This is a genomic window from Pseudomonas sp. ZL2, assembly GCF_054788455.1.
In genome coordinates this window covers 45,529-70,756 of the sequence record NZ_JBGOGX010000010.1, presented here as the reverse complement: position 1 = coordinate 70,756, position 25,228 = coordinate 45,529, and the positions used below count along the sequence as shown (strand labels likewise).

Here is a 25,228-nt window from a genome sequence, read left to right as displayed (position 1 = left end):
ACCTAGGTCGTCCACCTGGCTCATCGCCTCTGACTGCCATGCAGTCTTTCGCAGATGAGTCGTACGACATGCCGCTGGACAGATTCTTAACGCTAACAGCATTCGTAGCGCTGATTTCAAACTAGTATTTTGCTCAGTTTCGGCAGGACGCCGTACTTGGCAGATTGACGTTTGCAACGGCTCGCCGTAGCTGAAGCTGCTTCAGACACACGCCCATACGCTGTGAGCTTGGCTAATCAGGGAGATGCACGCCATGCAAAGACGTTTGAACAAGATCATCCCGGTCCTCGTGTTTCCGCTGCTTTTGCAAGCGACCTCGGCCCATGCCGAGTCATGCGCAGAGACGCTCAAACAGGTCGAGACGTTGTACAACAAGACCGTGTCCAGTTGCGGCGACGACCCGGCATCGGATTGTTCGGGGTTGCTGGTCAGGGGCACCCACCGTGCCGATCCGGCTAAGGGCCAGCAATGGGATGTGTGGAACCCCAGCCCGAAAGCCAAGGAACTGGGCACGTTCGCCGCTTCCTGGATGCGCGCGGACGGCATCAGCTATGAAGACCCCGGCATGAGTACGCAGAACGGCTACCTTATTACACCGGTCGACCTGGTTCGCAAACCCGAGACCCCGGTGCACGTTTACTGCGCTTTTCCCAATGATGCCTGGACCGACTTTCGTGACGACCGTGGTTGTGGCAACAACAGGAATACAACCCAGACCGAGGCCGTTTGCCAGGCCATGAACCCACCGATCAGCAGTGCCAATGCCTGGGTCGCGCATTTCACCAGGTTCAACAACGACAGGAAGCAGGATCAGTTGCAGTGCGGCTTCAACATGCGCAACCCGATGAGCAGCAAGGAGCGGGTGGACGCGTTTAAAAACTTCATGGGCGCCCGTCAGGTCATCAATACCCGCGAGTTCCAGACCCAGACGGAGTTCCGCCTGGGCAACCCGAAAGAAGATGAATTGCCGATACTGGCCTTTTTCTACAGCGACTCACGCGGCTTGAGGGATGCCCAGCTCAACCAGCAGGACTATGAAAGAAAAACCGGCAAGCAGCGCAATATCATCAAGATCGACTTTCCGAGAACCCCCAATGGCAAGGCGACGTTCTCCTGCGCCGCAGCACCGCAACCGCCCGCCAAGCCGTTCTGTGACAAGTACATCCAGTCCAGCAGCTGGGTACAACGTCCTGACCCGAAACTTGGCCCCAACACCTGGTCGCTTCAGGTAGTACCGACCGAGTGCGGACGCCAGATCGCCGATAATGAAACCGACAGGATGTTTGCCGAACTGTACAACGCCCACAAAAACGACGATCAATGGAGGCAATACAGCATCAATGGTGGCTCCATCCGCCGACAACTGGTTTGCCATCTGGCGGCGGTCTACGATGGCCGGCCGGTACGCAACAAGCCCGAGTGGAACCTGGAGCCGGCGCGTCCCTATGTCGATCAGCAGAAAGCCGTGGCCATGCAGTGCAACCCGTACTGAGCCGGGTTGACTGACATAGGCCGGGCTTTGTCAGCCTGAACGCTGCTGCCTGCCGAGCCCTTCAGGGGGGGCGGCAGGCTTTTTTGCTACAGGCGCAGTTGCCTAGACCGGATTGCACCCCTGCGCCCTGGTTTGCTCCTTGCCGGCTGCCGGGCGATAGGGTTCAAGGTTCCACTCCGCCTTGGCCCGGTAGTTGTTTTGCAAGCAATCGAGTTGTTCGCGCATGCTGCCCGGGCCGCCTTCCTGCCACTGCGGATCGTTGCCACGCAGACGCAGCAGTTCAGCATAGAGCTGCTCTCCAGGGGCCGCGCGTCCCGCGGCGGTCGGCACCACGCGCAAGCCCCAGACCTGCCTGCCACTGACCGAGTCCTTGAACTGCGACCAGGACGAGGCGGCAATCAGCCCTGACGTTGTCGGCGCAAAGGGGTTGCAGCCTGCCTTGGCGGCCTCGCTGTCACTGACCTTCGGCCGGAACGGCTCGATGTTCCATTGGCTCTTGGCCGGGTAGTTGCCGATCAGGCAGGCCAACTGCTGGCGCATGCTGCCCGCGCTGGTTTCGTGCTGCTTCCATTGCGGGTCGGCGCCGCGCAAGCTGAACAGCTCGTCATAAAGGGCCTGCTGGTCGCTGGCCTGACGGGCCTTGCCCTGCGCGGTGGGGATGACCACCAGGGTCCACTCCTGGCGGCCGCTGCCCGGGTCCAGGCGCAGTTCCCAGTTCGCCGCCTGGATGTACGTTTGCTCGATCACGCCGCTGATACCCAGGCTGACCACCTGGTCGTTGGCAAGGTAGGCGAAGCGGTTTTCTGCAGGCTGCTGAAAGTCCATCCTGAGCACGGGCACTGCATACCCCTGGGCGAACAGCTTGCGCTGGAAGCTGCGGGCCACCTCCAGGCCATTGGTGGGCACCGGCCTTTTCACGTCGCCGCGGGTGGGCGCAACAAAGGTGCTGTTGGGGTCGTACACTAACGCGTCGATGTGAGGCAGGCGCGCGCTGCCGTCACCCGTATCGGTGGCGGTACGGATCAGGAACTCGTTGAACTGGTCCTTGGCGATCCAGGCTTCGCCTTGCTTGCCGGGGTTCTGGTGGACATCGATCATCGCGTCCCAGTCGGTCGGCTGCTCGGCATTCCATGAGCATTGCCCCTGCTGGATACCGTTACGGTACTTGGCCCGCCATTGGCCGGCGGTGTCGACGCCGCTGATATCGCAGCTACCAAACGCCAGGTTGCGGTTCTTGTTGGGTTGGTTGGGGGTCGGCGCCGCACCCGCCGGGATTGGCTGGTTGTACAGGCCGCAACCGTGCCATTGGCGTTCGGTGCCGGTGTAGCCGTCAAAGGCGAAGATGCACAGGTAGCCGGTTTCCATGACGGGTTGCTTCAACGTCCAGGCATCGGCAGGGGTGCGCAGGATGAAACCGGCCGGGCGCACCAGTTTGCTGATGCTGAGGTCTTTGCGAATCCAGGTGAATGAGCTGGCGCCGAGCTTTTTCGCGAACTCGCTGTAATCCCAGAAGTTGAACGGCCCGTCGTCGACCATGCGCACGGTCACGCCGCTGCAGTAGTTGTGCCCGCGCGGCGCTCCGGTGTCGGGCTCCTTGCACGGCGCAGCGGCGCTGATGACGGTGTTGTAGTTGCGGTTGATCCGCTCAAGGGTCTGGGCTGGATCGAGTGCGCTGGTAACGGATTGTGCTGCGTGTGCCGCCGGCAGGCAAAGCAGCAAGGCGATTGCCAAGGGGTGCTTGTGCATGGGTGTAGCCTCCTTCCATGGGGGAGGCTTTACCTTAGGGGCAATTTCGTCAGGCAGTCTATTGGCAAAAGTCTTACATGATTTGCGTTAAACCCGGAACTGTCGCAGCAGTTGTTCAAGCTGCGTGCTCAGCCGCGCAAGTGCTTTGCCCGAGTCGCTGGAGTGCTGCGCCGCCAGGGCGGTTTGCTGGGACAGGTCTGCCGTTTCGGTCACGTTGCGGTTGATCTCCTCGACCACATGGGACTGCTGCAAGGTGGCACTGGCAATCGAGGCGTTAAGCGCCGTCAGGTTGTGCAGCGCCTGGCTGATGGCATCCAGGCTCCCCCCGGCTTCGCTGGCCTGCTCGACGGTCTGGCGCGAGGCCTCGCTACTGGCGTCGATGGCTTTCACCGCCGCTTCGGATTGCCCTTGCAAATGCTCGATCATGCTCTGGATTTCTGCGGTGGACTGCTGGGTGCGCTGGGCCAGCAAGCGTACTTCGTCGGCAACCACGGCAAAGCCGCGACCTTGTTCGCCGGCGCGGGCCGCTTCGATGGCGGCGTTGAGGGCCAGCAGGTTGGTCTGCTCGGCAATCGAGCGAATCACCTCAAGCACGCTGCCGATGCGTGTGCTCTGGCCGGCCAGGGCGCGGATGACCTGCACCGCTTCATCAATGGTCGCTGACAGCTGATCGATACGCTGCAGGCTGCCATGGATACTGTGCTGCCCTTGTTCGGCGCGCAGTTGGGCATCGTGCATCTCGCTGGAGGCTTGTTCGGCGTTCTTGGCCACATCCTGCACCGCGTAGGTGACTTCGTTGATTGCCGTGGCCACCTGTTCCATCTGCTGCGACTGCTGCTCGCTACGCTGCTGGGCCTGGCCGGCGTTGTTGCCAACGTCCGTGGCCGACTGCCCCAAGGCATGCACTGCGCCCTGCAACTGGCTGACCACGCCCTGCAACTTGCCGGTAAAGCTGTTGAAGTGGGTACCCAGCTGGGTCACTTCATCGCTGCCGTGGGTATCCAGGCGCCGGGTCAGGTCGCTCTCGCCACTGGCGATGGTGGCCATGGCATCGACCGCCTCCTGCAGCGGCCGGGCAATGCTGCGGGCGATCAGCACCACCAGCAGAGTCATCACCAGGGCGATGCCCAGGCCGAGAATCGAGGCGTCGCGCAACTGGCGGATGAACTCGGCCTGCATGTCGTCGATGTAGACGCCCGAGCCAATCACCCAGCCCCACGGCTTGAACAGTTGAACGTAGGAGGTTTTTTTCACCGGCTCGCTGGCACCCGGCTTCGGCCAGCGGTAGTCGATGCTGCCGGCACCCTTGGCCTTGGCCAGGGCGGCCATCTCGTTGAACAGGGCAAAGCCGTCCGGGTCGCGAATCGCCGACAGGTCCTGGCCGTCGAGCTTGGGGTTGGTCGGGTGCATGATCATCTTCGGCCCAAGGTCATTGATCCAGAAGTAGTCATTCTGGTCATAACGCAGGCCGCGCACCGCGCTCAAGGCTTGTTGCTGGGCGGCATCGCGGCTGAGGGTACCGGCCGCTTCCAGGCCCTGGTAATACGCCAGCACCCCGGCTGCGGTCTCGACCACGTGGCGGGTCTTTTCGGCCTTGGCCTGGTACAGGTCACCGTGGATCTGGCGCAGCATCAGCAGCCCCAGGGTTACCAGCATCACCACTGCCACCACCAGGATCAGCCACAAGCGCCGGCTGATCGACATACTGCGAAGAGTTTTCATGGAATGCTTACCCCGAATTCTTTTTATTGTTGCCTACATCCAAGCATGCTTTGCCCCCCGAACCTACTCGACCAAGGGCTAAGTGCTTGATTCGTTGAGGTCTGTTGCGTCGTCCCAGCAGCGTTTATCCGAGAGGTCTGATAGGATTTCGGCCTCGACGGGGTAAACCTGAAGGCCGCGTGAACTTTTCTGCTGGCTTTGCGACCAACTGTCGCTGTAAAACGGCCAGGCGCTGAACAGCCATTGGCAACTAAAAGACTATAAAGGGGCATGCCGCAGGCATTGCCTCACGGGGGAAGCATGGATCTTTGGACCGGCCTGCAGGCTGTCATTCTAGGTATTGTCGAAGGCTTGACGGAGTTCTTGCCGATTTCCAGTACCGGCCACCAGATCGTCGTCGCCGATCTGATCAACTTCGGTGGTGAGCGGGCCATGGCCTTCAATATCATCATCCAGCTGGGCGCGATCCTGGCGGTGGTCTGGGAATTTCGCCGCAAGATCTTCGACGTGGTGGTGGGGCTGCCGCGTCAGCGCGAAGCACAACGCTTCACCGTCAACCTGTTGATCGCCTTCATGCCGGCCGTGGTGCTCGGCGTGCTGTTCGCCGACCTGATCCATGAATACCTGTTCAACCCCATCACCGTGGCCGCCGCCCTGGTGGTCGGTGGCGTGATCATGCTCTGGGCCGAGCGCCGCCAGCATGTGATCCGCGTTGACCAGGTCGATGACATGCGCTGGAGCGACGCCCTGAAAATCGGCTGTGCCCAGTGCCTGGCGATGATCCCGGGCACTTCGCGCTCCGGCTCGACCATCATCGGCGGCTTGCTGTTCGGCCTGTCGCGCAAGGCGGCCACCGAATTTTCGTTCTTCCTGGCCATGCCGACCATGGTCGGTGCCGCCGTGTACTCGGGCTACAAATACCGCGAGCTGTTCCAGCCCGACGACTTCCCGGTATTTGCCATCGGCTTCGTGGTGTCGTTCATTTTCGCCATGATCGCCGTGCGCGGCCTGCTCAAGTTCATCGCCAACCACAGCTATGCAGCCTTCGCCTGGTACCGCATCGGGTTCGGCCTGATCATTCTCGGCACCTGGCTGTTCGGTTGGGTCGACTGGACCACGGCGCACGGTTGAGATGAGCCGTAGCCAGAGCCAACAGCGCCGCGCAGCCTCTGCCAGCGGCGCCATGCAAAACCCGCGCAGCAAGCTGCTGGTTTTTGTCGCCCTGTGCCTGCTGCCCGTGGGCGGGGCCCTGCAGATGCTGCTGAGCGGGCAGTCCTGGGTGCCGGCGCTGGCCTATCCGCTGGCCAGCCTGGTGAGCTTTGTACTGTATTGGCGCGACAAGCAGCAGGCCCGCAACCAGGCCTGGCGCACGCCGGAGAAGGTTTTGCACGCCAGTGAGCTGTGTGGCGGCTGGCCGGGCGCCTTGCTCGCCCAGCAACGCTTTCGGCACAAGACCCGCAAGCTGTCGTTCCAGCTGAGCTTTTGGGCCATTGTCGCCGTGCATCAGCTGTTCTGGGTCGACCACCTGCTGCTCGACGGCCGTTGGTTGGGTGCGGCGTTGGCGCCAGTGCTCAGATAAGCAAACCCGGTTGCAGGCGCTTGGGCAGGCGCCTGACCACCAGTTGGTGGGAGCGTTGCAGCAGCTCGCTCAGTTCAGCGCGGCCCATGGGGTAGGGCGGCGCCATGCTGATCCAGTGCGCTCGCGCCAGATAAGGCGCCGGGCGCACGCCGGGGCGGTCGGCGTAACCCAGAAACAGATCGCTATCGACCTTGAACGACAACCCGGCGCCGGCCAGGTCAAGCACGGCGAACATCTTGTTGCCGGCCACCGAGAACACGCGCACGCCGCCCCACTTGTAGTCTTCCCGCGCACCCGGCAGGCTCAGGCACAAGGCCGCGACCTGGGCTTCGGTGATTTTCCCTTCAGACATAACGTTCCCCGCATTGGGCGAATTCCGCCACCAGATGATCGATCCACACCCGCACCGCCGGCAGCAGCCCGCGCCGATGTGGGTAGACTGCCTGCAGATACCCGCCGGGCAGCGACCAGTTTGGCAGCAGCCGCACCAGCTCGCCACGGTCGAGTTCTTCTTCGCAGTGCATGATCGGCAGGGCGGTAAAGCCCAGCCCGGCAATGGCGGCGGCCTTGCGCACGACAAAGTCGTCGATCGCCAGCCGTGCCTCCATGGCCAGCTCATGCTTGTGACCCTTGGCGTCGAGCAGGCGCAGATGCACCAGGCGGTCGGCGTCCACCGCGCCAAGTACCGGCAGGCTGGCCAGGTCTTGCGGGTGATTGAGCACCTGCGCGGCGGCGAATTGCGGTGCGGCCACCAGGAGCATCTGCGCCTGACGCAGGCGGCGGGTGACCAGGGCCGGGTCTTCATCACCCAGGTCGCGCACGCGCAGGGCTACGTCGACGCCCTCGGTGATCAGGTCGACGCGGCGGTTGAGTAGGATCATGTCCAGTTGCACCTGCGGGTATTGCTGCAGGAAGCGGCTGATCACATCGGGCAAGAATTCATGGGCCAGGCCCACCGGGCACGACACCCGCAAGCGCCCGCGTGGTTCGCTGGTCATGCTGGCCACCGCTTCGTCGGCCATCTCTGCCTCCAGCAGCATGGCCTGGCAGTGGCGCAGGTAGCGTTCGCCCACGGCCGTCAGCTTCAGCTGGCGCGTGGTGCGTTGCAGCAGACGCGTACCCAGGCGTTCTTCGAGCTCGGCGATACGCCGGGACAGGCGTGACTTGGGAATACCGAGCAGACGGCCGGCGGCAGCAAAACCGCCGGCTTCGACCACGCGGGCAAAGTAGAAAAGATCGTTGAGGTCTTGCATGGGATCACCATTGTCCTGCGAGTAGGACAAACTAACGCATTTTTGCTGACTTATCAGCTATTCGCCACCCATGTAGGATTCTCCCCATCGTGATCGCCCACTCGCGGTCTTCATTCAGGAGAGTCCCATGAAACTGTTGCATATCGATTCGAGCATTCTGGGCGACAATTCCGCCTCCCGTCAGCTGAGCCGCAGCGTGGTTGAAGCCTGGAAAGCCGCCGACCCGTCGCTGCAGGTGACCTACCGTGACCTGGCCGGCGACGCCATCAGCCACTTCTCGGCCGCGACCCTGGTGGCTGCCGGTACCCCGGAAGAACTGCGCGATGCCGCGCAACAGCACGAGGCCAAACTCAGCGCCGAGACCCTGCAGGAATTCCTCGACGCCGACGCCGTAGTGCTGGCTGCGCCGATGTACAACTTCACCGTGCCGACCCAGCTCAAGGCCTGGATCGACCGTGTCGCCGTGGCAGGCAAGACCTTCCGCTACACCGAAGCCGGCCCCGAAGGCCTGTGCGGCGACAAAAAAGTGATCCTGGTGTCGACCGCAGGCGGCCTGCACGCTGGCCAGCCAACGGCGGTCGGGCATGAAGAGTTCCTCAAGGTGTTCCTCGGCTTCATCGGCATTACCGACCTGGAAATCGTCCGCGCCCATGGCCTGGCCTATGGCGATGAGCACCGGGTCAAGGCCCTGAACGCCGCGCAGTTGCAGATCAGCAACGACCTGTTCGCCGCTGCCTGATTGCACTAGCGCCACCCAAACCGACTGCAGGCATGGCCTGCAGTCGGTTTTTTCATGGAGTCTTCATCTGCGCCGATCCGGCCCGTTCTATGCTGCGCACTGTCAGCATTGATCGACAGCGTTGGGTAAGGTGCAAAACGATGCGGCGTCTTGGCGCGTTATTCCTGCTTGTGCTGCTGGGCGGCCCACTGACGGTGCACGCCGAGCCGGCTGCGCACTGGAGTGTCGGCGTGCACCGGTTGAGCTTTGCCGACCCGCTGGATGCGCAACCGGTGCAGGCACTGGCGTTCTATCCGTCCAGCGGCCCCGAGCGCAGCAGCCGAATCGACGGCTATCGGATCCAGGCCTGGGAAGGCGCATCGATGGTCATGGGCCGCTATCCGCTGTTGATGCTTTCCCACGGCAACACCGGTACGCCCCTGGCCTTGCATGACCTGGCGACCGCCCTGGCACGTCGCGGCTTCATCGTCGTCGCCGTGACCCATCCGGGCGACAATGCCCGCGACCATAGCCGCCTGGGGACCCTGAGCAACCTCTACGGACGTCCCTTGCAGATCAGCGCGGCGATCACTGCCAGCCTGAGCGATGCCTTTCTGGCGCCTTACATCAATGGCCCGCAGGTGGGTGTGATCGGCTACTCGGCCGGTGGCGAGACCGCCTTGATCCTGTCCGGCGCGCAACCGGACCTGGAACGTCTGCAACGTTACTGTCGGGAGCGCCCGCTGGACGCCGATGCCTGCAAGACCCAGGGGGTTCTGATCGCCGATCGTGCCGACCTGCGGGCTGCGCCTGATCCGCGGGTCAAGGCGCTGCTGCTGATGGCGCCCCTGAGCCTGATGTTCGGCCGTCATGCCCTGGCCGAGGTCAAGGTGCCGGCGTTGATCTACAGCGGCGACCAGGACCAGTTGCTGGCCATCGACAAGAACGCCCAGGCCCTGGCGCGCAAACTGCCGGTCTCACCCAACTACAAGCTGCTCGCCGGCGCCGGGCATTTTGTCTTCATGGCGCCGTGCGACGACGAACAGCGGCAGAAGATGGCCGCCTTGTGCAACGACCCGGACGGCGTCGACCGGGAGGATATTCACCTGTCGTTGCAGGCGGAGGCCGCACGGTTTTTCAACCACACCCTGGGTGACCGCCACCGGGGCGGGCTGCCTATGGCCGATCAGTGAGCGTTGGCGCGACGCGACAGCAGCACGGTCAGGCCGACCCCTAGCAGGGACAGCAAGGCTGCCACGCAGAAGATCCAGGCATAGCCCAGGTACAGGGCCACCGCGCCCATTACCGGCCCGGCAATCGCCAGGGCCAGGTCGAAGAACACCGCGTAGGCGCCCAGGCCCGCGCCGCGGCTGGAGCTGGGTACCTGTTTGATCGCCTCCACACCCAGCGCCGGATACACCAGCGACAGGCCAAAGCCCGCAAGCCCGGCGCCAATCAGCGCCAGCGCCGGGCTTGGCGCCAGCCACAGCAAGGCCAGGCCGAGGGCTTCGGTGGCCATGCAGGCCACCGCCACCTGATAGCCGCCGAAGCGGTTGACCGCGTTGACGAACAGCAGTCGCGAAAGAATGAAGCACACGCCGAAAGCACTCAGGCACCAGGCCGCACCGCTCCAGCCCTGCTCAAGATAGAACAGGGTGACAAAGGTGGTCAGGGTGCCGTAGCCGATCGATGCCAGGGTCAGGCTGACGCCGCACGGCGCCACTCGGCCGAATGCGGCCCAGAACGGTAGGCGTTCGCCGCGCACCACCGGCGTCGACGGCTTGTTGCGGATTACCAGCAACGCCAACAGCGCCAGGCCACTCAAGGCCAGGCCCAGGGTAGCGAAGTTGACCTGGTCGACCAGCATCACCCCCAGCGGCGCACCGATGGCGATGGCGCCGTACGAGGCAATCCCGTTCCAGGAGATCACCCGCGCAGTCTGCTCGGCGCCTACCGCACCGATACCCCAGCTCAAGGTGCCAACACCAATCAGCCCTTGGGCAATCCCCAGCAGCACGCGCCCGCCCAGAAGTGCCAGCAGGCTCAGCAGCGGCACAGTTACAGTCAGCGCCGAAGCAAAGGTCAGCACACCACTGGCGGCGATCCCGATCAGCCCGTAGATGATTGCCCGTTTGCTGCCCAGGCTGTCCGCCGCCCGCCCGGCAAAGGGCCGGCTGAGCAGGGTGGCCAGGTACTGCAGGCCGATGGTGATACCGGCGATGACCGCACTGAAACCCAATTGATCATGCACATAGCTGGGCAGTACCGCGATCGGCAGGCCGATGCAGAGGAAGGCGATGAAGGTGTAGAAGACAATCGAGAGGATTTGCCGGGTGATCGACCTGGTGTCGACGGGAGCGGGTTGTTGCGCGGACATGAGCTCGTTCGCTGGCGGGCGGTGGGAGAGGGCCCATGATCGCCGGGTGCGAAGAGAAAAGAAAGCAGGCTAACTAAGTAGGCGCGGATTAATCCGCTCCCACAAGGTTGACTGTGCACACAGGACCCTGTGGGAGCTGGCCTTGCCAGCGATGGGCTGCAAAGCAGCCCCGTTCAGGCCTGGATCAGATCACCACACCCTGGCTACGCAGGTAGTCATCGTAGGTACCGCTGAAGTCCACCACACCGCTCGGGCTCAGCTCGATGATGCGGGTGGCCAGCGACGACACGAACTCACGGTCGTGGCTGACGAAGACCAGCGTGCCCGGGTAGTTTTCCAGCGCCAGGTTGAGCGCCTCGATCGATTCCATGTCCAGGTGGTTGGTCGGTTCGTCCATCACCAGTACGTTGGGCTTTTGCAGGATCAGCTTGCCGAACAGCATGCGGCCTTGCTCACCACCGGAGATCACCTTCACCGACTTGAGGATCTCGTCGTTGGAGAACAGCATGCGCCCCAGGGTGCCACGGATCACTTGCTCGCCCTGGGTCCACTGGCCCATCCAGTCGAACAGGCTGAGGTCTTCTTCGAAGTCGTGGGCGTGGTCCTGGGCGTAGTAGCCCAGTTCGGCGCTTTCGGTCCATTTCACCGCACCGGCATCCGGGGCCAGTTCACCGACCAGGGTGCGCAGCAGGGTGGTCTTGCCGATACCGTTGGGGCCGATGATCGCCACGCGCTCGCCGGCTTCAACGGTGAAGCTGAAGTTCTCGAACAGGGTCTTGCCGTCGAAGCCCTTGGACATCTTCTCGATGGTCACGGCCTGGCGGTGCAGTTTTTTGGTCTGCTCGAAGCGGATGAACGGGCTGACCCGGCTCGATGGCTTGACCTCGGCCAGCTGGATCTTGTCGATCTGCTTGGCCCGCGAAGTGGCCTGCTTGGCTTTCGAGGCGTTGGCCGAGAAGCGGCTGACGAAGGTCTGCAGCTCGGCGATCTGGGCTTTCTTCTTGGCGTTGTCCGACAGCAGCTGCTCGCGCGACTGGGTCGCGGCGGTCATGTACTCGTCGTAGTTGCCCGGGAACAGGCGCAGCTCACCGTAGTCCAGGTCGGCCATGTGGGTGCAGACGCTGTTGAGGAAGTGCCGGTCGTGGGAAATGATGATCATGGTGCTGTTACGCGCCGTGAGAATGTTTTCCAGCCAGCGGATGGTGTTGATGTCCAGGTGGTTGGTTGGTTCGTCGAGCAGCAGCACTTCCGGGTTCGAGAACAGCGCCTGGGCCAGCAGTACACGCAGCTTCCAGCCTGGCGCGACTTCGGTCATCGGGCCGAAATGCTGTTCCAGCGGGATACCCAGGCCCAGCAGCAGCTCACCGGCGCGGGATTCGGCGGTGTAGCCGTCCATCTCGGCGAACTCGGTTTCCAGCTCGGCAACGGCCATGCCGTCTTCTTCGGTCATTTCCGGCAGCGAGTAGATGCGATCGCGCTCGGCCTTGACCTTCCACAGCTCCTCGTGGCCCATGATCACGGTGTCGATCACGGTGAATTCTTCGTAGGCGAACTGATCCTGGCGCAGCTTGCCCAGGCGTACGTTCGGCTCGAGCATGACCTGGCCGGCGGACGGTTCCAGGTCGTTGCCGAGGATTTTCATGAAGGTCGACTTGCCGCAGCCGTTGGCGCCGATCAGGCCGTAGCGGTTGCCGTTGTTGAACTTGACCGAGACGTTCTCGAACAAGGGCTTGGCGCCGAACTGCATGGTGATGTTAGCGGTGGAGATCAAAGGGCTTACCTATCAATAACTTATGTGACGCTTTCACAGCCTGAGACCAATTTGAGACCAATCTGGAGCTTTTCAAGCTCCTGCCAATCCGAGGTCGAGTTGATCCAACGTGCATAAGTCGATAAGAGCATCTGCACGCTATGCCCGAGCTGTTGGGCGATAAATGCGGGGTTGAGGCCAGACATTAAGCATATTGTCGCATAGGTGTGACGGCAGTTGTATGGCCGCCGGTAGCCGATCCCCAATTCCTTGAGGATTGGCCGCCATTGGTGATGCAGATCGGACGTTTGCTGCACAAATTCTGCGTTTTTCGACGGAGGGAAGATGTACGGCGTCTCAGTCACCTTTCCTTTGCCCAGCTTGCGCCGCTCCGCATACTGCCTGGCGAACTCCAGCGCGTGCAGCGCACGCTCATTCAGCAGTACGAAACGATCCTTTCCGGTTTTGGTGCGTTCCACCACCTTTCCTAACGCAACGGTGCGCTTCACATGCGCCGTTCGCTTCTCAAGATCCACCGCGTCCCAACGAAGGGCCAGCGCTTCGGATAACCTCATTCCCGTGAAAAACACGAATTCATAGAACGCGGCATAGATCGAGCTGGGCCAATGCTTGCCCGCGTACATCCGGGTAACGATTTGGTTTGCCTCGTCCAGGGTGAACGGCTCGATCTCCTTTTTACTGCGTTTGGGCAGCTGTACCGACTCTGCTGGGTTACGTAGTATCAGTCCGTCACCGACTGCTGCTCTGAGGATGGTCGACAGCTTCACCAGCGCATTGCGCTTGACCGAAGGTGAGGTCCATTTCGTGGTGCTCACGATTTGGCGAATCCGTGTCGTTGACAGCAAGTCGATCCGGACCAGCGCAAGGTGCGGCATCCAGTAAAGGTTGAGCGCGCTCTTGTAGCCATTGCGCGTGCCGTCGACGATCTCGCGACTATCCAGCCACAGCTGAGCGTACTCACCGAATACCGGCATCCCACCGACGACGGTGGCGGAGTTTGGGAACAACTCCGCGTATTTGTCCTGGTCCAGTAACCCGTATTTGATGAGGCTTGTTACCTGATCGCGAAGCTGGGATGCAGCCTTGAGGCCTTTCGGTGTCGTGGGGTAGGGAAGGGTTTCGGTGCGTCGAGTACCTTCCCACATGAATCGGAGGCGGAGCGATCCGTGGTTGATATCGATCCCTGGGGGTAAATCCATTGGCTTTCGAGCCATTCGTCGTACCTCTTCTTGCTATAAATGATGCGTCCGTGGTGCTTCATCCAGACGCCTTCGGGCAGTACGCCGCGCAGGCGCCGACCTTCAAGTGCTCGTTTGGTGCAGCCGAGTAGTGCAGCCATGCGTTGTTCGGTGACCTTGTCGACGTCACCGCTGGTTTTGGTTTCCATGGGATAGGCTCCACGCCGCGCATGGCGGCAGAGGTGGGGAGGGGTTAGCTCGGCAGCTTGTCGTCGAGCCGGTAATAGCTGGTGCATCGGCAGTGTGGGCAAACCATCGTGCTGGCTCCTTCGAGCCACTTACTTGGCACGGAGATGCGCTCGCTCTCCTTGTGCTGGTTCCGGCGCCGGCAGCACTTCACGTTGATATCGGACATAGCTCATCCTCGCCCGCCTACCGGCAGGCTTGAGTTGTAGGGTTGATGGTCGAGCACCTGCTGATGTCGGCAGAAGGAGAGGCCTATCACATCGGCTTGACAGGTCTTTTCGATCAATTAAGATCTTGATTGTGCAATTAAGCTCTTAACTGTTATCCGGGGGATTCATGGCCGTCCAGGCACGCGTTACGGTTATCGAAAAAGTAGAAAAGAAATTTGATAGTGGCTGGACTCTCTGTTTCCAGTGGTGTCACTACAATTACAGTGATGGCTCGCAGCAGCGTGGCTACCGATTCATTTGGAAACGTCCGGACGGCTCTCTTCAGGCTGCACGCGGTCAAGCACGTTTGCCCAACATGGAGTTGATTACTGAGTTGGTGGAAACAGCAAAGAAAGAGGGCTGGGGTTTCAAAGGCGAAGAAACTCCTGATTCAAACGTGTGATTCACTCGATTGCACTGGCGCCGGCGCCCAGCAGCAGGAGGCATAGGGCCAGACGGGTCATGGCTCGATCCTCTTGAACTCGACGACCCAGACCCAGGGGTTGGCATCCCAGTCGCCGCCGGTAGAGTTCCACAGCTCGGCGAAGGCATCGAAAGCCGTGGTCACCGGGATGAATTCATACATCGAGCGGGCAAGGCCCTCTTTGCAGATCTGGCCGATGGTGATGTGCTGCAGCGGTTCGATTCGAACCTCGGTGATCTCCAGCAGAATGCGGCTGGCCCAGCGGGGCATGTGAATGCTCGGACGCCACGCGCCCTCGTACTGCAGGCTTTTGGTCTCCGGCTTCCAGTCGGCCTGATCAGGAATCTGCCACAGACCATAATCCCCGACACTGCAGCTGCTCTGTAGATTCGTGCGGCCTGGCGCTCGTCGCCTTTCTGCACCTGGTCATTCCAGTCAATACAGACGCCATCCTCGTTGCCGAGTAGTGCGAAGGTCTCGCGCACCCACAGACGATCACCGGGCAGGCCAAAAGGGCAAAGTTCGGTGTAATAGCTGGCGCTGTTCGGGTGTACCTGGCCATCGGCTGGCAGCTCGTGGCATTCGCCCAGTTGAACGCCGTAGCCAATTTCCTTCAGCGACCGAGCGCTGAGTGCTCGCCGGGTAACCGTCTTCCGGCCATCCAGTACAGCACGGACCATCGGCCCGTTGAATAAGATCGGGCGTTCCTTTACTTGAGACATAGCTTCGCCTTGGCCGCCATATCGCGGCTGTTCAATAGAGGGGAGAGGGGTTAAAGCGGGGTGGAGTACAAATGTACTCCTTGGTCATTCGCCCTGATTAGCGAGCATGTTCAGGCGCTGGAAGGAGGTGCCTGGGATTCCCTGGTCGCTCTCAACCGGCTCGCTCGGCTCTACGATGGATGCCAGGGCTCGATCATCCACGTACAGGCGACGTCCCTTCGATACCCGCTCGGCCTTCCATTGTGTTTCTGCATCAAGCTCGCCGACTTCAATGCAATCTCGCAGAACCTCCTGAGCTTCGGCCAACTGGGCGCGCAACTCCTCAACTTCCGGATCACGCGCAGCGAACGCCTTGGCACCCTGGTCGGCCATGTCACCGGCGCTGAAGCCGTCGGAGGTTGGCGGGTGGCGGTAGACGGGAGTCAGCTCGATGCCTTCCGCCCTGAGGTCATGCGCGTGATCTGGGCAGGCGGTGTATTCCTTCCCATCTTCGTAGGTCCAGCCCACCGGCTCGCCCTGGTGCTGGGCGGCTGGCGCATCAAGCAGGCCCTGCCAGAACTCAGCATGAGGCGAGGGGTAGGGATGGGCTTGGTACTGCAGCAGCTTCACCAGGCGCTCAACTTCATCACGCGGCACGCTGACCATCTGTTCGGTGTTGCTGGATCGGTTTTCTGTGGGCATAGGGATACCTATCTGCGCTTGAGAAAGACGCAGCTATAGTTGAGGGATGGTGATTTGGAGCGATGCGATGAATCAAAAACTGACGTGTAAAAAGTGCGGTAAGAAAACCAAAGTTCAGTTACGTCACGACAGCAAAACCGATTGGCAAGTTTTCAACTGCCAACTTTGTGGTGCCTTGCATGTTGAGGAGTTCTATTTCAAAGCTCCGCGAAGTCCCGCGCAGTTCCGCTGCCGGCTCGCTGATGAGTCTTAAGCGGCTATCGATTTCCGTTCTGCCATTCCCCATGGATCATTCGCCCTGGCCAGGGCAGCCATCGGCGGCGGGCTGACGCTGTTCCCGCACATGTGCACCTGTTCGGTCTTGGTGAACTTCTTACCGTCGGCGCCCTCGTCAATTCGGTAGTCCGCGGGGAAGCCCTGGGCCCGGTACAGCTCGGGGGGCTGCAGCATCCGGAGGCAGATATCGACGATCACGTACGGGGTGCCTTTGATGGTCACGGTGACCAGGGCCAGGCGATCTTTTGTGGTGATGGTCGGCGATGGATCGCTGGCGCCACTCACGTTCTCAGTGCCGTAGTAGCTGATCAGGAATGCCGCGACCCGCAGCGCGCCTGCCTCAACCTCTGGCGACAGCTGCAGCTCAACCAGCGAGCTCTTGCCGCTACCGCCAGCGGTGACGGTTGGCGCGGGCTCGTCGATGGCCTGGCCAACGCTGCCGCCGAACTGGCGCTCCATGAATGCCGTGACCAGGCCGTGGTGCTGGCCGCCGGCGCTGATGGTGTGCAGGGGATCGCTTACCTCGCGCGCATCGCAGTTCCCGCGCAGGTGCAGGAGGCTCGCCGTCACCAGCTGCTGCTGGCTGCCGGTGTTGGTCACCGTCGTCATCGGGTCTTCAATGCTCTTGGCGTCGGTGGTGTTGAAGCCCCCGTTCATCTGGGCCATGAACACCGTCGAGACACCCATGGCGTGGGCGGCCCCGGCCGGCCGCTGGTAGTTGCCGCCGCTGGTGATGGTTGGTAACGGTTCGTCCAGAGGCTTGCCCGCGTCGTCGAAGCGTAACTTCACCAAGTGTGCTGACGCCAATGCATGCTTGACCCCATCAGCGACAACTGTACCGACCGGTTGATCGAGGCCCGGCACGCGCGGCTGTTGGCCGGCTCGCTCGCCATAGCCCGACTGGATCAGGGTAGGGCTGATAAGCGTCAGCTCGCCGCGATTGGCGCAGGTTATGGTGGGGAGCGGCGAGTGCGGATCGTTGACCCGGTCGCTGCCCTGGTGCGTGGCTGGCGCAATGATCGGGCTAGCCATGGCGAATGACCCGCCGCGGGGCCAGGAAGTGACGGTGCGCAGTGGCTCCTGCGCCGACTGCACGCTTTCTCCCGACCAGTTCGCGATCGGCACGATGAACGGGTCGGCGGCATCGATAACGAACTTCTTCATGCCCTTGGCGATCCGCCGCAGCGTAGCCGGTGCCAGGTCCTTCTTGCGGCCAAAAATGCTTTGGCTCGGGATGGTCCAGTCGATGCACTCAGCGGCGGTGCGCCACTTCTGCTGGCCCTTGGCAGGCTTCTTCGCGTGAGTCGGCTCAGGCCACACGATGGGCTGGCCATCGCACCGGGCGATCATGAACAGGCGCTCGCGGCTGGTCGGTGCCCCGAAGTCACAGGCCTTGATCACGCGCCACTCGACGACGTAGCCCATGCCTTCCAGTAGTGCCACGAACCGGCGCCAGGTCGAGCCACGACGCTTCGGATCAGGCACCAGGAACTGCTGCTGAACTGGCACGCGCTCACCGGGAGCCGCCACTGTACCGTCGAGCTTGACGACGCGACCGGTGACCTTGTCGCGCTTCGCGATCAGGCGACCCCACTGCAGAATCTGCTTCACGTTCTCCAGGCTGATCACCCGAGGGCGCTTCTTCCCGGCCCACTTCAGGCCGATCCAGGACAAGTTGCGGATCTCGCGCTTGCGCGGCTGGCCGCCGGCGGCCTGGCTGTGGTGCGTGCAGTCCGGGCTCATGTGGAACCAGCCCACCGGGCGCCCGCCGCATTCTTCGTCAGGGTCACCCTCGAACACGTCGGTGGTGAAGTGCTTGGCGTGCGGGTGATTGGCGGTGTGCATGCTGATCGCCGCCGGGTTGTGGTTCTTGGCAACCGTCACCGGCCGGCCCAGGCCCATCTCCAGGCCGGTACCGGCGCCGCCACCACCGCAGAAGAAGTCGACCACGATCTCGTCATCTTGCGGATCGAGGCCCAGGCCGTACTGGGTTTTGAAGTCGAAGGCGGGCTTTTTCTGAAATGCAGACATAGGCGTTCCTCGCCGGGGTGGCGTGAGTCGATTGGAGATTTAGGGGAAGGGGGTTACAGCTGGGCCTCGCCGGTATCGATGCTGCGAAGCTCGGTCACCTCGATTTTCTGAGTGCCGTCGGTGATCACCCAGCAGGGCAGCTCAAGATTCTGGAAGGTTCCCCGGTAGTTTCGGTATGCGCCGAGCGCAGCCTTGCGGAATGAGTCGGCGACGACCTGGCCAATGCGAAGAGGGCTACCCCCCCCAGCAGCACCAGGTCGTAAGCACTGACGCTGGCGATTCTTTTCGCAGCCGCCCTGACGGTGTTAGGGGATAGCTTGAATTCGCTGGCTACTTCGGCGACGTGCTTGTAGATCAGTGCGTCGTGGATGGCCTGGTCGCGGGCGCCGTTGCGAAGGCCGGCGTAGATAACTGCTTGCAAGGGGAATCCTCCATGGCCTGGCCGGCCTCGGTGGCGTGATTCGTAGAAATGGGGAGGCGCTATGCTGAGTGGATACCTGCGTGAGGGCTCTCAGATGGCCAGATGCAAAAGGTGTGATGCAGAGCTTCAGTTCGATATGGACGACACGAAGGATCAGATCGAAGTGATTTGTCCGAAATGCGCCGCCCGGCATGTAATTCGCTGGGTGGCTTCATCGCCACTAATCCCTGGAGCACAGTTCGAGGTTCAATTGATCGGCGGCGGAGGCGGCAACGATCACGGCAACGGCTGAGTCGCTGGCGGGCAGCGCGGGAGGGTCAGGCGGCTTTGCGAACCGGTACGGCTCGAAGGTGTTCCTTCTCGTTGGCATCGCCCAGGTAGGGCTTGAGCTCGGCACGGGTGTACTTGCCGGCCTGGTTCGTGTCGTTGGTGTAACCGCTGTAGCCGGGCCCGAAGTAGGCGCCGCCGTGCCGATCTGTCCAGATCATGTAAAGCGATTCCTGAGGCGGGAACAGGATGTTCTTCAGCGCCTCGGCGCGCTTGAAGTCCAACTTCGCTGCAGCCTGAGACATCAGGGATTCCAGTCTGCTGCGGCGCCGAGCCTGATTGGCCTTGACTTTGGGGTGCTCGGGCGAGGCCGTGTGAAGCTCGCGGCAGCACTTATTCGTGTAGCTGAATGGCCCGGTAACCACCCACCACATGTTGTTGATGTTGTAGAGCGCCGTGCCGCGCTGCCAGCGACCCTCGTAGTCGGTGAACCAGACGGCCTGGCCATGCTCAAGCATCTGGCAGTCCGCCGACTTCAGGTTGCCGCTCATCCACGATTCGGCCTTGCGCTTGTCCCAGTCCACACCCTTGAAGTGCGAGCTGCTCTCGTAGTGGAGCTGAATGCGCTCCAGGGCAGTGAGGTGGCCTGGTCCGACCTTGCGCTCATGCTTGCGCATCCACTCTTCATCGAAGTAGTACCCGCTGAACACGTTGCAGAGGTAGGTGCGGATCCGCCGGCGGGTGCGCTCCATCTCCAGGCGGATGAGGTACGGCATGTGCTTTTCCTTGTCACTCTGGTAACGGCCATCATGGTCAGGGCGATCAGGCGCGTTCACGTTCTGGAACATCTGGAAGGTGATCGTTGCGCCGGACAGCTCCAAGTCGGCTTTCAGATCGCCTTTGCTGCACACGCGCTTGTTGCGCCGGGAGTTTTCCGCGATGCCGTACTGGTCGCGCTTGTCGCGCTCACGCAGTTCTGGCATTGCGCACGTCCAGCCCAGGCGATTGAGCGTTTGCACGATGCGCTTCAGCACCTGGTTGCGATACTCGCGCTCCCAGGCCTTCTCTTGGTCCCACGGCTGGCGGCCTGGGTGCGGCTCGCGTATGACGATGTCGGCGTCACCGAAGATGATGCTGGCGCTGCGGTCGATCTGCGGCATTGGTCTTTCTCCATGCATGCGCCGCCCTCCGTGCTGGTGGCGGCATGGTGGCAATTTGTAGGTGGATGGGGTATTAACTTATTGCTCAGCCGAGCACTTCAGTTGAATGGGAGATGACGAATGGATTTCCAGCAAGACCCTGACAGTTTTGGTAGTTACCTTGGCCAGGCTGCCCGCGATAGCACTCATGCTCGAACCAACTTCCTCGATCGTTTGGATCATTGGAAGTCTCTCGCAGATCGTAAGTACGGCCAGCTAGTTACCATCGAGCATCTTCCTGAGCAGCGAGGCTTCAAAGGAACGGTAGTAGGCAAGCCTTTCTCGTTGCTTATCGGTCCACTGGTTGTGGGCGGTCGCGGTCGAGTGGAGGTCGTGGTTACCACCCCCGATCTGTCTGGAAAAGAAACTGAAATTTCTCGTTTCAATGTTGATCGTAATGGTGACCTGGCTGACAACTACGAAATTGAAGGTGGCGATTTCGACAGCCTCATGAGCGTTAAAATATTCATGGGCATCCTGAAAAAAGTGCTGGAGCAGCCTATTCCATCTGGCAACTAGGTCCGATTCGCAGCGCCTCGCGCGTCCGGAAATTCTCAAGCTTCCGCACCACAGACGGTGACACCGTGATTTCGTGGCGCGGAGGTTCAAGTAGCGGCAATGCGCCGCCCGGGCCCAGCCCATGTAGGTGATGAATCATCAGCGTCATCGCCTCGCCCTGTTCCTCGATCCCGGCCCACTCCATCAGATCCAGCAGGGCCTGTTTAGTCCCTGGTCGAACCTTCAAGCGCAGGTCTTCTTCCTGCACCTTCGCGGACTTCTCGCGCCTGCGCCGGTCGCGCTCGGCCTGGTCCATCGCCATAAGACGCCTCCTTTAATCCGCTGGGCGGCAAGTGAACATGCAGCTGCCGGCGGCGCTGCTGCGTGATCTTCTGGATGCGTCTCATGGGTGGCACACCTCGATTGGCTTCTTGTTCGTAGAGCCAGAGGGCATGACCACTAGTAGACGCTTGTTTCCCCGATACACGCCCCAGGGCTGACCAGTGGAAGTGGCCATGGCCGCGGCGTACTTCACGGCGGGGATGGGCTGGGCGATTGTGGCGATCATGGCTACGCCCCAGCCAGGTGATGCAGCGGGGCGAAGGGGATATCGTCGTCGAAGCTGTCGTAGTCCGGGCCCGGGGCGCCTTGCTGGTTCTGCTGCTGCGCCTGCGGTCGGCTCTGCTGGCGCTGCTGTTGAGGCCGGGACTGTTGCTGCTGGGGTCCCTGCTGCGCCTGTTGCGGTGGGCTGCCGGCAAACTTGATGATGATCACGCGGCCGGTGAGCTTCACGCCCTGGGAATGGTCGGCCTTTGTGTAGGTCTCTACGTGGGCGTCGTCGATGGTGAAGTGCAGTTGCTGGCCCTTGAGCAGGTAGGGCGCCATGGCTTCGGCCTGCTTGCCCCAGAGCGTGGCGTCGACCCACTGAGTAGGGCGATTGCCACCTTGGCCTTTGCGGCCATATTCGCAGGCCAGGGCCAGGTTGCAGACGGCATTCCCTTCAGGCGTGTAGCGCAGTTCAGCGTCGCGGCCCAGGCGGCCGATATCGGTAAGAGTAGGCATCGTGATTCCTTGGTTATGCGGCCAGGCCGAGCACCTTGTTCATGCGCTCGTCGAGGATTTCGTAGAAGGTCTTCACCCGTTCGGTGAGCTTGCGGATCATGGCTTCGTCGCGGTACACGCGCTTGACGAAGAGCGGCATGCCGGGCCAGTAGCTGATGAAGTCGATCCACTCGCGCTCCGACACCCATAGGCCGCCCTGGCACTGGGCTACGTGCTCTTTTGGAACATCGCCGGCCAAGATCACGCCCACCTGAAACTTGGGCAGCTTGGTCTTGATCTCGGTGAGGCCGTCGTCGCCGACCAGGGCGTCAGGCGAGTAGCCGATGCCGTGGTTCAGGATGATCCCGACTGAACGAGTCTTGATGCCTTCGCGGTCCTCGTAGAGCCCGCGTGCTACACCCTCAAGCTCATGGCCACGTATCGTTGCTTTGGTCTGGAAAGGAATCTCGGCGGCCTCTCCAGTGATGCGCTCGCCGATCAGCTGGTCCATGTAGGTGAAGGCGGCCACGCCGAAGCCTGCTTCGCCCTTACCGCTTACCAGCAGGCAATCCAGCTCCGAGCAGGTGATGATGCCCAGGCGCAGGGCCAGCCACTCCGGCGTGCCTTGCTCGATGTCAGTGACTATCCGCATTTGCAGCCTCCGAGGCCTTGATGGCCTTGTTCAACTGAGCTACCAGGCGATCATGTGCCCCCTTCGGCACAACCTCGGCCGAGCCGTATTCGCCGATGAACCAGTCGCGAGTTTTTTCCGTGCAGCGCTCCAGCAGCGCATTGATTCCTGCCGCCTGGATGGTGGTCACATTGGCCGTTGGCACGGCCGCATGGCCGTCATCGTCCTCACCGCGAGTGGTGAGGTTGAGTAGAGCGCTCATGACATAGCGTTTGCCGTAGCTGACCGACGAACCGACCGCCTGGACTGCGTTCTTGCTGCCACTGGTGTCGAGGGGTAGCAGCATGGAGGTGCTCTCGCGATGCCCGGCCCGATGCATCAGAATCCCGGTGACGCTCATGCCGCCCGGCGTGTTCTCGACTTTGAAGGTGATGGCGAAGCCGTGGGTTTGCATGATCGGCTTGATCACGTCGTTGATGTCTTCGAAGGTGGCGTAGTCGCTGCGCTTCTGCCCGTTCACAACGATGGCGCCGCGCTCCGCAATGCTGGGGATGTCGCTTTGCATTGCGGCCATGGCCGCGTTGAACTGCGTTTCGGCGTCCCGGGCCTGCATGCGTTCATGCATCACCATCAGGCGCTCAAACTTGTCCATATCGCAGGACGGGTCGGAGGCTACGCGGCTGATGACAGCCAGGATGCTGCTGTCTGCAGGTGCTGCAGCGGCAACCTGGCGGCGCTGCTCCGGCACGATGATTGGACTGGTCATAGTGGGGCCTCAGAAGTTGATGGTGATGTTCGGGACTTCGCCGCGGGCGATCTTGAGCACAATGGCCTTGGCCAGTTCCTCGGTGATGTTCATCGACATCAATGCCTCTTTCGCGGCGCCCATGACCTTGGATTTGTGGGCCTTGTCGGCTTCCCGGGCCTGCTGCTGACGGAGGATCTCGGCGGCGGCTGCATCGGCGCGGCGGCGCTCGTCCAGGCGGGCTTGCTCGGCAGCCTCTTCGGCGCGGCGGGCTGCGGCCTGGCGTTCTTGCTCGGCGCGCTGCTCAACCGCGAGCCGATCAGCTTCGGCCTGGGCCCTGGCGCGCTCGGCTTGTTCGGCCTGCAGCTTCAGCTCCAGCTCGCGGCGGTCGGCGGCGGCCTTGGCTTCAAGTTCGCGGCGCTGGGTGGCTTCGCGCTCGGCCTGGGCCTTCTGCTCGGCTTCCACCCGGGCGCGCTCGGAGGCTTCCCGGGCGATGCGCTCTTCACGCTCTTTCTGTTCGCGTGCTTCAGCCTCGGCGCGCAGGCGGGCCAGCTCGGCCTGTTCGGCCTCGTACTGCTGGCGGGCGGCCAGAGCAGTGCGCAGTACCTTCAGCGAATCGTCCTTGGCCCGGGCAGTTTCGGCTTCGAACTCTTCCCACTGTTCGCCCAGGGCGACGACCTCAACCTTGGCGATGCGATCAGCCAGGTCTTCGGCAGTGATGCCATCCAGCGCCTCAGCATTGAGCTTGATGTGGGCAATAGCGGTGTTGTGTCGATCAATCCGCGCATCCTCTGCCGCCTGCCAGTCATCCAGAGGTTTGCGCACTTCCTTCTGCCAGGCTTCAAGGATGTCCCAAACACGCTTGCGCTCAGCGTCGATGCGAGCCGGAACCTTCTTCTGCTCTGCCGAAAGTTCCTTGCCCTTGTTTTCGATTGCCGTTTTGGTGCGCGCAACCTCATAGGCCATGGAAGCGATTTCCTTGCGGCCTTTGACGGTTTTCAGGTCGGGGACCACTGCCAAGAACTCGTCGATCTTCACGCGAATCTGGTTCAGCCATGGCTCAAGGCCCTTTTCAGCGCTGTACACCGCCAATGCTGTTTCCTGAGGCGGGGCAACGATCAGTTCTTTTTCTGCGGACATACGAATCTCCCGCGCCATCCCTGCGGTGGGCGCTGATAAAAAGATTATTGGGTGAGCGGGACCGCCAGCATTACTGCTGCGCAGGCGGTCAGGACCAGAAAGGAGGATCGCCAGATGGCGAGGCGGCGGGCGTACTGCAGGCTTGTCATGCTGCGTCAGCCTTGGCCTGCTCGTACCGATCGATAGCCAGGTCAGCAGCGATCTCTTCGGCTCGGGCCCGACCATACTCATTGGCCCACGGCCGAATCAGGGCCTCGGCCACGTCATGCAGGGCAGTAGGGTGTCCCGCTTTGGATGGGCCGACCGCCTCGCAGGCAAGGTCGTGCACCTTGCGGTGGATGCCACGCCCGTCGGCGATAACCTCGCAGATCATCCGCTCGATCGGGTACTCGCGGTTGTCGGTGAGCAGCGGCGCGATGTGCTCCTGTGCGCCCAAGTGCTCCGCGAGGGCCTCGTACAGCGACTGGGGGGTTACCAGCGAGACCTCTTTGCCAAACGGGCGCGGCGCCGTGACGTTCTCGCCGCAGATCAGCTTGTTGATCGAGTCGTGCAGCCAGTTCGGGCCTTCCGGCGTTTCGAGAAAGTTGCTCATGACCTTGTCTCCGTCTCCAGCCGGCGCGCCAGTGCACAGGCCTCATTGTGATCGCGGCGGAAGCCAACAACCTTGCCGCTGGCACTGTCCACCACATGGAAGAAGTCCCGGCCCGCTGGCTTTACCTGGAGCCGGAACAGGATCACCGGCATTACCCGGCCAACCTTCTCGTAGAACTCGGCAGTGGCAATCACAGAGCGCTCCTTGAGCACGGACAGAATGTCGCGCCGGGTTTGAATGCTTGGGTGCATGGTCGCCTCCAGGTGGTG

24 protein-coding genes and 2 pseudogenes are annotated in these 25,228 nt (G+C 61.9%); 7 read left to right on the top strand and 19 right to left on the bottom strand.

The genetic code is table 11. The features are described 5' to 3' along the window. The first annotated feature begins 253 nt into the window (after positions 1-253). Complete coding sequence (locus tag ABM562_RS10790) at positions 254-1,492, top strand: DUF2599 domain-containing protein (RefSeq protein WP_460421960.1); 1,239 nt, start codon at positions 254-256, stop codon at positions 1,490-1,492. Between the two features lie 102 nt (positions 1,493-1,594). Here the strand turns inward: ABM562_RS10790 and ABM562_RS10785 are convergent, their stop codons facing one another. From ABM562_RS10785 to ABM562_RS10775, 3 genes and pseudogenes are all read right to left on the bottom strand, one after another. Beyond that, positions 1,595-3,238 carry a DUF2599 domain-containing protein gene (locus ABM562_RS10785; protein ID WP_460421946.1) on the bottom strand — a complete coding sequence of 548 codons (1,644 nt, stop codon included), beginning with the start codon at positions 3,236-3,238 and terminating at the stop codon, positions 1,595-1,597. An 87-nt stretch (positions 3,239-3,325) separates the two neighbouring features. Beyond that, on the bottom strand, positions 3,326-4,060 hold the full coding sequence (locus ABM562_RS10780) for a methyl-accepting chemotaxis protein (protein WP_460421958.1): 735 nt from the start codon (positions 4,058-4,060) through the stop codon (positions 3,326-3,328). A 123-nt stretch (positions 4,061-4,183) separates the two neighbouring features. Further along, positions 4,184-4,870 (bottom strand): annotated as a pseudogene (locus ABM562_RS10775) (cache domain-containing protein); the annotation flags it as partial. 390 nt (positions 4,871-5,260) lie between these two features. Between ABM562_RS10775 and ABM562_RS10770 the strand changes: the two are divergent. Next, positions 5,261-6,091 (top strand): undecaprenyl-diphosphate phosphatase, encoded by an 831-nt coding sequence (locus ABM562_RS10770; RefSeq protein ID WP_010222052.1) that lies wholly within the window; start codon positions 5,261-5,263, stop codon positions 6,089-6,091. A gap of 1 nt (position 6,092) precedes the next feature. Beyond that, positions 6,093-6,539 carry a DUF1294 domain-containing protein gene (locus ABM562_RS10765; protein ID WP_460421944.1) on the top strand — a complete coding sequence of 149 codons (447 nt, stop codon included), beginning with the start codon at positions 6,093-6,095 and terminating at the stop codon, positions 6,537-6,539. On the opposite strand, the gene ABM562_RS10760 is transcribed toward ABM562_RS10765, so the two are convergent. Both ABM562_RS10760 and ABM562_RS10755 read right to left on the bottom strand, forming a co-directional pair. Next, positions 6,532-6,891 carry an MmcQ/YjbR family DNA-binding protein gene (locus tag ABM562_RS10760; RefSeq protein ID WP_115086755.1) on the bottom strand — a complete coding sequence of 120 codons (360 nt, stop codon included), beginning with the start codon at positions 6,889-6,891 and terminating at the stop codon, positions 6,532-6,534. The two genes, ABM562_RS10765 and ABM562_RS10760, sit on opposite strands and share 8 nt — an antisense overlap. Then, on the bottom strand, positions 6,884-7,792 hold the full coding sequence (locus ABM562_RS10755) for a LysR substrate-binding domain-containing protein (RefSeq protein WP_460421942.1): 909 nt from the start codon (positions 7,790-7,792) through the stop codon (positions 6,884-6,886). Before ABM562_RS10755 ends, ABM562_RS10760 begins: the two co-directional genes overlap by 8 nt. 127 nt (positions 7,793-7,919) lie before the next feature. Between ABM562_RS10755 and ABM562_RS10750 the strand changes: the two genes are divergently transcribed. Continuing rightward, entirely contained in the window at positions 7,920-8,531 is a 612-nt protein-coding gene (locus tag ABM562_RS10750) for an FMN-dependent NADH-azoreductase (protein ID WP_010222058.1), read from the top strand. 140 nt (positions 8,532-8,671) lie between these two features. Continuing rightward, the gene (locus tag ABM562_RS10745) at positions 8,672-9,703 is read left to right on the top strand and encodes an alpha/beta hydrolase family protein (protein WP_460421940.1); all 1,032 of its coding nucleotides are present in this window, start codon (positions 8,672-8,674) and stop codon (positions 9,701-9,703) included. On the opposite strand, the gene ABM562_RS10740 is transcribed toward ABM562_RS10745, so the two are convergent. From ABM562_RS10740 to ABM562_RS10730, 3 genes are all read right to left on the bottom strand, one after another. Further along, complete coding sequence (locus ABM562_RS10740) at positions 9,697-10,887, bottom strand: MFS transporter (protein WP_460421938.1); 1,191 nt, start codon at positions 10,885-10,887, stop codon at positions 9,697-9,699. The genes ABM562_RS10745 and ABM562_RS10740 overlap by 7 nt on opposite strands. A 184-nt stretch (positions 10,888-11,071) precedes the next feature. Next, positions 11,072-12,658: an ABC-F family ATPase gene (locus ABM562_RS10735; protein WP_115086750.1), complete on the bottom strand. Its 1,587-nt coding sequence runs from the start codon at positions 12,656-12,658 to the stop codon at positions 11,072-11,074. Positions 12,659-12,678: 20 nt separating this feature from the next. Next, the gene (locus ABM562_RS10730; RefSeq protein WP_460421936.1) at positions 12,679-13,872 is read right to left on the bottom strand and encodes a tyrosine-type recombinase/integrase; all 1,194 of its coding nucleotides are present in this window, start codon (positions 13,870-13,872) and stop codon (positions 12,679-12,681) included. Positions 13,873-14,418: 546 nt separating this feature from the next. On the opposite strand from ABM562_RS10730, the gene ABM562_RS10725 reads away from it, so the two are divergent. Next, entirely contained in the window at positions 14,419-14,694 is a 276-nt protein-coding gene (locus ABM562_RS10725; protein ID WP_460421934.1) for a hypothetical protein, read from the top strand. Positions 14,695-14,858: 164 nt separating this feature from the next. Here the strand turns inward: ABM562_RS10725 and ABM562_RS10720 are convergent. The 4 genes and pseudogenes from ABM562_RS10720 to ABM562_RS10705 form a co-directional block, all read right to left on the bottom strand. Beyond that, positions 14,859-15,437: pseudogene (locus ABM562_RS10720) on the bottom strand (hypothetical protein); the annotation flags it as partial. 84 nt (positions 15,438-15,521) lie between these two features. Then, positions 15,522-16,118 carry a hypothetical protein gene (locus ABM562_RS10715; RefSeq protein ID WP_460421932.1) on the bottom strand — a complete coding sequence of 199 codons (597 nt, stop codon included), beginning with the start codon at positions 16,116-16,118 and terminating at the stop codon, positions 15,522-15,524. A 249-nt stretch (positions 16,119-16,367) separates the two neighbouring features. Continuing rightward, positions 16,368-18,425: a DNA cytosine methyltransferase gene (locus tag ABM562_RS10710; RefSeq protein WP_460421930.1), complete on the bottom strand. Its 2,058-nt coding sequence runs from the start codon at positions 18,423-18,425 to the stop codon at positions 16,368-16,370. Positions 18,426-19,163: 738 nt separating this feature from the next. Next, entirely contained in the window at positions 19,164-20,273 is a 1,110-nt protein-coding gene (locus ABM562_RS10705) for a hypothetical protein (protein WP_460421928.1), read from the bottom strand. A 120-nt stretch (positions 20,274-20,393) separates the two neighbouring features. On the opposite strand from ABM562_RS10705, the gene ABM562_RS10700 reads away from it, so the two are divergent. After that, complete coding sequence (locus tag ABM562_RS10700) at positions 20,394-20,831, top strand: hypothetical protein (RefSeq protein ID WP_460421926.1); 438 nt, start codon at positions 20,394-20,396, stop codon at positions 20,829-20,831. On the opposite strand, the gene ABM562_RS10695 is transcribed toward ABM562_RS10700, so the two are convergent. The 7 genes from ABM562_RS10695 to ABM562_RS10665 form a co-directional block, all read right to left on the bottom strand. Then, complete coding sequence (locus tag ABM562_RS10695) at positions 20,812-21,132, bottom strand: hypothetical protein (RefSeq protein WP_460421924.1); 321 nt, start codon at positions 21,130-21,132, stop codon at positions 20,812-20,814. The two genes, ABM562_RS10700 and ABM562_RS10695, sit on opposite strands and share 20 nt — an antisense overlap. Before the next feature lie 248 nt (positions 21,133-21,380). Next, on the bottom strand, positions 21,381-21,872 hold the full coding sequence (gene ssb, locus ABM562_RS10690; RefSeq protein ID WP_460421922.1) for a single-stranded DNA-binding protein: 492 nt from the start codon (positions 21,870-21,872) through the stop codon (positions 21,381-21,383). A gap of 13 nt (positions 21,873-21,885) precedes the next feature. Further along, the gene (locus tag ABM562_RS10685; RefSeq protein WP_460421920.1) at positions 21,886-22,503 is read right to left on the bottom strand and encodes a lambda exonuclease family protein; all 618 of its coding nucleotides are present in this window, start codon (positions 22,501-22,503) and stop codon (positions 21,886-21,888) included. After that, entirely contained in the window at positions 22,487-23,248 is a 762-nt protein-coding gene (locus tag ABM562_RS10680) for an ERF family protein (protein ID WP_254284342.1), read from the bottom strand. Before ABM562_RS10680 ends, ABM562_RS10685 begins: the two co-directional genes overlap by 17 nt. Before the next feature lie 9 nt (positions 23,249-23,257). Continuing rightward, on the bottom strand, positions 23,258-24,367 hold the full coding sequence (locus ABM562_RS10675) for a hypothetical protein (RefSeq protein WP_460421918.1): 1,110 nt from the start codon (positions 24,365-24,367) through the stop codon (positions 23,258-23,260). Positions 24,368-24,512: 145 nt separating this feature from the next. Beyond that, positions 24,513-24,959, bottom strand: coding sequence for a hypothetical protein (locus ABM562_RS10670; RefSeq protein ID WP_460421916.1), 447 nt, complete (start codon positions 24,957-24,959; stop codon positions 24,513-24,515). Further along, a complete protein-coding gene (locus ABM562_RS10665; RefSeq protein ID WP_338794041.1) occupies positions 24,956-25,210 on the bottom strand; it encodes a hypothetical protein in 255 nt (84 codons plus the stop codon). The genes ABM562_RS10670 and ABM562_RS10665 overlap by 4 nt, the downstream gene beginning before the upstream one ends. Positions 25,211-25,228: the final 18 nt, after the last annotated feature.